Origin of the sequence: Mycobacterium sp. E2462, assembly GCF_001672685.1 — a bacterium.
GTDB lineage: Bacteria > Actinomycetota > Actinomycetes > Mycobacteriales > Mycobacteriaceae > Mycobacterium.
The window spans coordinates 24,690-32,747 of record NZ_LZKC01000478.1; the positions used below are offsets into that span (position 1 = coordinate 24,690).

At 71.6% G+C, this 8,058-nt stretch carries 9 protein-coding genes; 4 read left to right on the forward strand and 5 right to left on the reverse strand.

Annotated elements, in window-relative coordinates; genetic code table 11:
- Nucleotide 1: 1 nt before the first annotated feature.
- Entirely contained in the window at nucleotides 2-892 is an 891-nt protein-coding gene (locus A5714_RS24645) for a class II glutamine amidotransferase (protein WP_068289856.1), read from the forward strand.
- Between the two features lie 8 nt (nucleotides 893-900).
- On the forward strand, nucleotides 901-1,779 hold the full coding sequence (locus tag A5714_RS24650) for a patatin-like phospholipase family protein (protein ID WP_068289860.1): 879 nt from the start codon (nucleotides 901-903) through the stop codon (nucleotides 1,777-1,779).
- A 22-nt stretch (nucleotides 1,780-1,801) separates the two neighbouring features.
- Here the strand turns inward: A5714_RS24650 and A5714_RS24655 are convergent, their stop codons facing one another.
- The gene (locus tag A5714_RS24655) at nucleotides 1,802-2,839 is read right to left on the reverse strand and encodes a patatin-like phospholipase family protein (protein WP_231975983.1); all 1,038 of its coding nucleotides are present in this window, start codon (nucleotides 2,837-2,839) and stop codon (nucleotides 1,802-1,804) included.
- Between the two features lie 69 nt (nucleotides 2,840-2,908).
- Nucleotides 2,909-3,373, reverse strand: a complete 465-nt coding sequence (locus A5714_RS24660) for a lipoprotein LpqV (protein WP_369828287.1) — start codon at nucleotides 3,371-3,373, stop codon at nucleotides 2,909-2,911.
- Between the two features lie 114 nt (nucleotides 3,374-3,487).
- Between A5714_RS24660 and A5714_RS24665 the strand changes: the two genes are divergently transcribed.
- Together A5714_RS24665 and A5714_RS24670 are read left to right on the forward strand one after the other, a co-directional pair.
- A complete protein-coding gene (locus A5714_RS24665) occupies nucleotides 3,488-4,102 on the forward strand; it encodes a cysteine dioxygenase (RefSeq protein ID WP_082959956.1) in 615 nt (204 codons plus the stop codon).
- Complete coding sequence (locus A5714_RS24670; RefSeq protein ID WP_068075551.1) at nucleotides 4,102-4,548, forward strand: rhodanese-like domain-containing protein; 447 nt, start codon at nucleotides 4,102-4,104, stop codon at nucleotides 4,546-4,548. The genes A5714_RS24665 and A5714_RS24670 overlap by 1 nt, the downstream gene beginning before the upstream one ends.
- 17 nt (nucleotides 4,549-4,565) lie before the next feature.
- On the opposite strand, the gene A5714_RS24675 is transcribed toward A5714_RS24670, so the two are convergent.
- The 3 genes from A5714_RS24675 to A5714_RS24685 all read right to left on the reverse strand — a co-directional run.
- Nucleotides 4,566-6,311 carry an alpha/beta-hydrolase family protein gene (locus tag A5714_RS24675; protein ID WP_068289864.1) on the reverse strand — a complete coding sequence of 582 codons (1,746 nt, stop codon included), beginning with the start codon at nucleotides 6,309-6,311 and terminating at the stop codon, nucleotides 4,566-4,568.
- Nucleotides 6,312-6,321: 10 nt separating this feature from the next.
- A complete protein-coding gene (locus tag A5714_RS24680) occupies nucleotides 6,322-7,104 on the reverse strand; it encodes an enoyl-CoA hydratase (protein WP_068075557.1) in 783 nt (260 codons plus the stop codon).
- A gap of 13 nt (nucleotides 7,105-7,117) precedes the next feature.
- On the reverse strand, nucleotides 7,118-8,058 hold a 941-nt coding region (locus A5714_RS24685; protein WP_068289866.1), incomplete at its 5' end, for an enoyl-CoA hydratase/isomerase family protein.

Sequence of the window (8,058 nt, forward strand, 5' to 3'; positions counted from 1 at the left end):
CATGTGTCGACTCTTCGGCCTGCACACGGGGACCCACGCCTGCACCGCGACGTTCTGGCTGGTGGACGCCCCGGACAGCCTGTCCGAGCAGAGCAGACGCAACCCCGACGGTTCGGGGATCGGCGTGTTCGACACGTACGGTCGGCCACAGCTCGACAAGGAGCCGATCGCGGCGTGGCGCGACGCCGAGTTCGCCACGGACGCCCACCAAATGACGGGCACGACGTTCATCGCCCACGTCCGGTACGCGACCACCGGCACGCTCGGTGTGCTCAACACCCATCCCTTCCTGCAGGACGGCCGGATCATGGCGCACAACGGCGTCCTGGAGGGTCTGGAGATCCTCGACGAACGACTGCGCGAGCTGGGCGCCGACCACCTGGTGCTCGGGCAAACCGATTCCGAGCGGGTCTTTGCGTTGATCACCGCCGCGATCCGCACCCACGACGGTGACGTGTCGGCCGGCCTCACTGACGCCATGACGTGGCTCGCCGACAACGCGCAGATCTACGCCGTCAACATCTTGCTGAGCACGGCCACCGACATGTGGGCGCTGCGCTACCCCGAAACCCATCAGCTCTGCATCCTGGACCGCAGCGCCGACACGGCCGAGCGTGACTCCGGATTCGACTTGCGCACCAAGCGGATTCACGCCGTGGCGGACAGCCTGTGCGCGCGGCCGTCGGTGGTGTTCGCCACCGAGCCGATGGACGACGACCCGCGCTGGCGCCTGCTGCCCTCGGGGGAACTCTTCCACGTCGACGCCGACCTGCGGATCCACCGCAGCGTGATCCTGCCCGACCCGCCCAAACACCTGCTGCGCCGCGAGGACCTGAGCGCACCCGTGGAGGACTCGCAGCACGCCCTGCCCAACACGCGGCAGCTGGCCTGACGCGCGCGATGACGGACCCGACGCCCCGACGTGCCTTGGTGCTGGCCGGCGGGGGCATCGCCGGGATCGCTTGGGAGACAGGCGTACTGCTCGGTATCACCGACGAGGCGCCCGCGGCAGCGCGGCTGTTGGTGGAGTCGGCGGTCCTGGTGGGCACCTCGGCGGGCTCGGCGGTCGCCGCCCAACTGGGCAGCGGGACCCCGCTGGCGGAGCTGTTCGACCGGCAGGTCGCCGAAACGTCGGCCGAGATCGACCCCGGTGTCGACGTCGAGACCATCACCGCCCGCTTCCTGGCGGCCCTGGCCGGGCCGTTCGAGCCGACGGGGGACCGGACCCGCCAGCAGCTGCAGCGGATCGGCGCCGTGGCGCTGCGCACCGACACCGTGCCCGCGCCGGTGCGCCGCCGGGTGATCGAGCAGCGGCTGCCCGCACACGACTGGCCCGCGCGGGAGTTGCGTATCACGGCCATCGACGTGCGGACGGGTGAAGTCGAAGTCTTTCAACGGGATTCGGGTGTCGACCTGGTCGACGCGGTGGCGGCCAGCTGCGCCGTGCCCGGGGCATGGCCGCCGGTGTCCATCGGCGGCCGGCACTACATGGACGGCGGCGTTGCCAGCTCGGTGCACCTGGGCGTGGCCGCCGACTGCGCCACCGCGGTGGTCCTGGTGCCCGCGGGCGCCGACACCCCGTCGCCGTTCGGGCCCGGGCCGGCCGCGGAGGTCGCAAGGTTTCCCGGCCCGACGCTGGCGATCTTCGCCGACGCCGAGTCCCTGGCGGCCTTCGGACCCAATCCCTTGGACCCGGGCTGTCGCGTCGGCTCGGCCCGCGCCGGCCGGGAGCAGGGCCGCCGCGAGGCCCGCGCCGTCGCCCAATTCCTGGGTGTGTGACGGGCGCGGGGAGCCGGCGCGATCAGTCCTGCGCGGCGCCGCGACCCTCGAGCGCGTCCAGCGCGTCGTCGGCCAGCGCCCGACCGGCCTCGATCACCTCGACGGCGCGGTGAAACTCCAGGGAGCGGCACGTCGAGCGCGGTACCTCGATGAGCAGGTCGGGCGGATAGACCGCCAGGGTGTGGCGGGCCAGCGCGGCCTGGGCGATGTCGATCGTCCGGTTCATCACCTCGAAGCTGCCCAGCTTCGGGATATCATGTGGCACAAGGGAATCAGCGAGGGCCTCGTCGTCATCCGGGTCGTCCGGCCAGTCCTGGGCCTCGGCGCCGGGCCCGCCGAACCTGCTCAGCACCGCGCGTGCGGTGGGCCGGTCCAGCAGCGAACGGGCGGCGGCGGTGTCAAATAGCGCCGACGTGCCGCGCACCATGCGGCTCCACCACTCGACGGTGGCGCCGGGCTCCTCCTCGCGCTCGGCGATCGCCTCGCTGCCGCTCAGGCTCACCGCGATCGTCAGATCGGCGTTGATCGCCGAAAGCGGCGCCATCGGAAGCGGATCCAGGATGCCGCCGTCGGCGAGCAGCCGCCCGTCGATCTCGTGCGGGGCGATCACCCCGGGAATGGCGATGGACGCGCGGATCGCCTCGTCGACGGGTCCGCGCTGGAACCACACCGACTTCCCGGCCAGCAGGTCGGTCGCGACCGCCGTGTACGGCACGGGCAGGTCCTCGATGGCCACGGGCCCCAGGATGTCGCGCACCGCGTCCAGGATCTTCTCGGCCCGCAGCACCCCGGCCGCGGTGAGCGACGGATCCAGCAGCCGCAGGATGGTGCGCTGCGTGAGCGACTTCGCCCACTCGGCGAACTCGTCGAGGCGCCCGGCCGCCTGCAGCCCGCCGACCACCGCACCCATCGACGACCCCGAAATCCCCGCGATCTCGTAGCCCCGGTCGCGCAGCGCCTCGATCACCCCGATGTGGGCGTAGCCGCGCGCGCCGCCGCTGCCCAGCGCCAGCGCCACCCGCGTCGGGGGCGGGCGGCGCGGGGCGGGTGCGTCGGGCACCCCTTCATTCTGCGCGGCGGCGACTTTTTTCACCTGTGATCGCAATGGCGCGACGCCAGGCGACGGGCGCTACCCGCACTCGTTGTTGGCCGCCGCCCGGGCCGCCACGATGACGGCCGCCTGCCGGGCCAGCGTCAGCTTCGGCCACGGCGTGTTCCAACTGCCCGGGGTCCCCGCCGCGGCCGACTGCACCATCCCCAGGTACGGCTCGAACAACGAACCGCCGGCCTTGGGCTGGCCGTCCATCCACTCCTTCGCGGCGTGACAGGCCTGGTAGTACTCCTCTTCGGTGGAATCCGCCGGGACGTCGACCCGGGTCGTCACACCGGCGGGCGACGTCCCGATGCCGCCCGGCGGCGCCGAACTGGGGCCGCTCGGGATGCCCGACGGGCGCGCCGACGCCCCCGGCGGCGAGGGGGGCGCGGAGCCCGCGGGCGGACGGGAAGCCTGATGCGAGCACCCGGACACCGCCAGCATCGCCGTCGCGGCGGCCACCACCCACCACCGCGCGGACTGTTCACTGCACCATCGCACGACCACAAATCTATGCAACACTGGCGGCCGTGATCGAGCGCCTCGGCTTTCGGGAGTGTTGTCGGCCCTAACCGCCGCCGCCTGCCCGATCCGTTCTGCCCTGGAGCTCGACAGATGTCTTTGCCGCTCGCCCGGCCCGTTCCTGCCCCCAGCCCGGTCGCCCTGCTTCCGCGCACCCCGTCCACCCCGTCGGCGGGGCCGACGCGGCTGCGGGTGCCCGACCTGCTCTATGCCACCGACCGGGCCGCCGACGACGTACTCAGCGGGCGCTGTGACCACCTGCTGCCCGAGGGCGGGGTCCCCGACGCGCGGCGGTGGTTCACCCGCATCCACGGCGACGAGGAACTCGACGTGTGGCTGATCAGCTGGGTGCCCGGCCATCCCACCGAGCTGCACGACCACGGCGGATCGCTGGGCGCGCTGACCGTTGTGTCCGGATCGCTCAACGAGTTCCGTTGGGACGGAACAGGATTACGCCGGCGCCGGCTCGATGCGGGTGACCAGGCGGGCTTCCCGCTGGGGTGGGTCCACGACGTGGTGTGGGCGCCCCGGCCGGTCACCCGACCGATCGCGGGTGCCGGGGGCGCAACCCGGCCGCCCGTTGCGCCCACGCTGAGCGTGCACGCCTACTCGCCCCCGCTGACCGCGATGTCCTACTACGAGGTGACCGACCGCAACCGGCTGCGCCGCCAGCGCACCGAACTGACCGATCAACCGGAAGGACCCTGATGAGCCGCATCGACGTCGTCCTGCGATCGGCCCGGCGCCGGCTGCAGCGCCTGCCCGCCTCCGAGGTGCCGCGGGCGCTGCGCCGGGGGGCGGTGCTCGTCGACATCCGCCCGCAGGCCCAGCGCTTCCGCGAGGGAGAGATCCCCGGCGCCCTGGTGGTCGAGCGCAACGTGCTGGAGTGGCGCTGCGACCCCACCAGCGACGCCAAGCTGCCCGAGGCCGTCGGTGACGACGTCGAATGGGTGATCGTGTGCTCGGAGGGCTACACGTCCAGCCTGGCCGCGGCCGCGCTGCTCGACATCGGCCTGCACCGCTCCACCGACGTCATCGGGGGCTACCACGCGCTGGCCGGCGCCGGCGTGCTCGACCAGCTGGCCGGTGGCCGGCTGACCCCGGGCCCGGGTGTGCTGGCCGGGGCCGGCACACCCGAGCGCCGTTGGCTTTAGCTCACTCGTCCGTCAGCTCACTCGTCGGAGTGCAGCATCGGCCGGAGCCGGTTCGTCTTGTCCGGCGTCCACCCGGGCGGCGAGAGCACCGCGGCCCAGCCGTCGGCGACGTCGGCCACGTAGCGGTGCCCGTGCCCTTCGGGCACGTCGACCGCGACGGCCATGTCCGCGGAGACCTGCAGGAACGTGACGACCGGAATCCAGAGGGTCTGCGGTAGCACGTCGTAGCCGCGGCGCTCGCGCAGCCAGTCCGGTTTGCTGAACAACAGGTCCGGCGTCCACCACGCGATCGGATCCGAGGCGTGCTGCAGATACACCACCCGCGGGTGATCCCAGGCGGCGTTGGGGCGGGCCAAATCGCCTGCGCGGGCGACGAATCGGACATATTTGCCGTCCTGGTAGATCGGCAACCACTGCGGCGAGCCGGCGTCGCGCGTCGAGGTCAGGTCGGTCCAGATGGTGTTGTTGAACGTCGGGCCGCTGAACAACGCGCCGTCGGTGCGCGCCAGCACGTTGTTCAGGCTCATGAACGGGGCCTCGCCCCCGAAGGAGCCCAGGCTCTCGCCGAACACCACGAGCTTGGGGCGTTGCGCCTCGGGCATCTGGCGGATCAGCCGGTCGACGGCCTCGAAGAGCGCCTGGCCGGCATGGCGGGCGTTCTCCTTGTCGACCAGGAACGACAGCCAGCTGGGCAGGAACGAATACTGCATGCTGACGATCGCGGTGTTGCCGTTGTACATGTACTCCAGCGCCTCGGCCTCGGCCTCGTTGATCCAACCGGTGCCGGTGGTCGTGCCCACCGCGACGACGGCGCGCTGTAACCCGCCCTCGCGCTGCAACTCCCGCGCCGCGAGTTCGGCGGTCGCGGTGAGCCCGTCGGCGGAGTTCAGCCCGGCGTAGGCCCGGACGGGTTCGACCGCCGGCGCCCCGTTGAAGGCGGTTAGCTGCGCGACGCTGGGGCCGCCGCCGACGAAGACGCGGCCCTCGCGGCCCAGCGATTCCCACGACACCAACGACTGCGGGCCGCCCGACCGCAGCGGCGTCTTCGGTGCCGCGGTATCCGGGCTCATCTCCTCGTTGGCCGAGGCGAAGGTGTTGTTCAGGGTGCGCATGGCGAACTTGAGCACCACACCGTTGAGCACGGTCACGGTCAGCGTCACCAGGAGGATCACCACGATGGTCGCCGACAACCGAAACGGTGCGACCCGATCCAACTGTCCGACAAGGAAACTCACCAGCCAGCGGGTGAACTGGCCCAACTCGACGAGTGCGAACAGCACCAGCAGCGACAGCACCCCGGCCAGCGGGTAGTCGTACCACTTGAGGTGCTCGACGCCCATCAGGTCGCGGACGTCGTCTTGCCAGATGTGAAACCAGATCGCCATCAGCACCATGCCGACCGCGCCGACCGGGACCAGCACGAGCCAGGCCCACCGCGGCGGCGGCGGGCTGGATTTCCAGCCGGCCATGTAGCGGACCAGCCAGACGGCGAACACGCCCAGCCCGTAGCCGATGGCCCCGGAGATGCCGCTGACCAGTCCCTGGAACAGGGCGCCGCGCGGCAACAGCGACGGCGTCAGCGACAGCCACACGAAGACCAGGCCAACCAGGGTGCCGGTGAAGGTGTAATGCCGTACCCACCAGGGCCTGTCGGTCCAGGGCAGCGTGGGCGCCGAGCGCGCGGCCGGCGTCGAGGGCCGCGGGTCACCGGGCCGCTGGTCGGCGCCGGCGTCGGTGTCCACGGCGGCGCCCGGTTCGCTCATCGCGGCCGTCCTAGCGGTGCGTGAAGTTGGGCGGGCGCTTCTCGACGAAGGCCGCCATGCCCTCGGATTGGTCCTCGGTGGCGAACGCCGAGTGGAACAGCCGGCGCTCATACAGCAGGCCCTCGCTGAGGGTGGACTCGAACGCGCGGTTGACGGCCTCCTTGGCCATCCGGGACGCCGACCGCGACATCTGCGAGATGGTGGTGGCGACGGCCTTGGCCTCGGTCAGCAGGTCGTCGGCCGGGACGACGCGCGAAACCAGGCCGCTGCGTTCGGCTTCCGCGGCGTCGATGGTGCGTCCGGTGAGGATGAGGTCCATGGCTTTGGCCTTGCCGATGGCCCGGGTCAGCCGCTGTGAGCCGCCCATGCCGGGCAGCACGCCGAGCTTGATCTCCGGTTGCCCGAATTTGGCGGTGTCCGCGGCGATCAGCAGGTCGCACATCATGGCCAGCTCGCAGCCGCCGCCCAGCGCGTGCCCGGCCACCGCCGCGATCGTCGGGGTGCGCACCGCGGCGAGCCTGCCCCACGGGGCGAAGAAGTCGGCGCCGAACGCGTCGGCGAACGTCAACGCCGACATCTCCTTGATGTCGGCGCCCGCCGCGAACGCCCTGGCCGACCCGGTGATGATGATCGCGCCGATGCCGGGGTCGTCGTCGAAATCGGCTGCGGCGGAGGTGACTTCGTGCATCACCTGGGTGTTGAGCGCGTTGAGGGCCTTGGGCCGGTTCAGCGTGATGATGCCGACCCGCTCCTCGCGCTCGACGAGGATGGTCTCGTAATTGGTGTCCGTCACGAAAGCCGCCTTTCTAGAAGCTCAAGTCGTCGTCGACGGGGGCGAAGTACGCCTCGACGTCCGCCGCGGTGACGGAGGCGAGGGTGGCCGGCGACCACTGCGGATTGCGATCCTTGTCGATCAGCTGCGCCCGGATGCCCTCCACCAGGTCGTGCGAACGCAGCGACGCCGACGACACCCGATAATCCTGCACCAGAACGTCTTTGACGGTGCTCAGCTCGGCCGCGCGGCGCACGGCCGCGAAGGTCACCGACAACGCGATGGGGGAGCGGGTCCCGATCAGCTTGGCCGCCTTCTGCGCTTCCTCGGCCGGGTGTGCCGCCAGTTTCGCCACGATGTCGGCGACGCTGTTGCCCACATAGCACTCGTCGATCCAATCTCGTTGCGCCGCAAGCTCGCTGGCCGGCGGCTCGATCGCGTGGGCGGCCAGCGCGGCGTCGACGCCGTCGGCGACGATCGCCCGGCTGAACGCGCCGAGGTCGTCGTGCGGCACGAAGTGGTCGGCGAAACCCAGGGCGATCGCGTCCGCGCCGGTGAACGGAGCGCCGGTGAGCGCGGCGTGCAGCCCGAGCCCGCCCGGAGCGCGGGACAGCAGGTAGATCCCGCCGACGTCGGGGATGAACCCGATGCCGACCTCGGGCATCCCGATCTTGGAGCTCTCGGTGACCACGCGGGTGTTGGCGTGCGCACTGACACCGACCCCGCCGCCCATGACGATGCCGTCCATCAGCGCCACGTAGGGCTTGGTGAAGTCGGCGATCAATGCGTTGAGCAGGTACTCGTCGCGCCAGAACCGCCGCGCCTCGGTCCCGTCACCGCGCGCGCTGTGGTAGATCGCCACGACGTCACCGCCGGCGCACAGGCCGCGTTCCCCCGCGCCGGACAGCACGACCGCGCTGACGGCGTCGTCACCGGCCCAGCGGCCGAGCGCGTCGGACAACGCCGCCACCATCG

Coding starts and splice junctions, on each gene's coding strand:
- A5714_RS24645 (WP_068289856.1), top strand. CDS start 2: ATGTGTCGACTCTTCGGCCTGCACACGGGGACCCACGCCTGCACCGCG.
- A5714_RS24650 (WP_068289860.1), top strand. CDS start 901: ATGACGGACCCGACGCCCCGACGTGCCTTGGTGCTGGCCGGCGGGGGC.
- A5714_RS24675 (WP_068289864.1), bottom strand. CDS start 6,311: ATGAGCGAACCGGGCGCCGCCGTGGACACCGACGCCGGCGCCGACCAG.
- A5714_RS24670 (WP_068075551.1), top strand. CDS start 4,102: ATGAGCCGCATCGACGTCGTCCTGCGATCGGCCCGGCGCCGGCTGCAG.
- A5714_RS24665 (WP_082959956.1), top strand. CDS start 3,488: ATGTCTTTGCCGCTCGCCCGGCCCGTTCCTGCCCCCAGCCCGGTCGCC.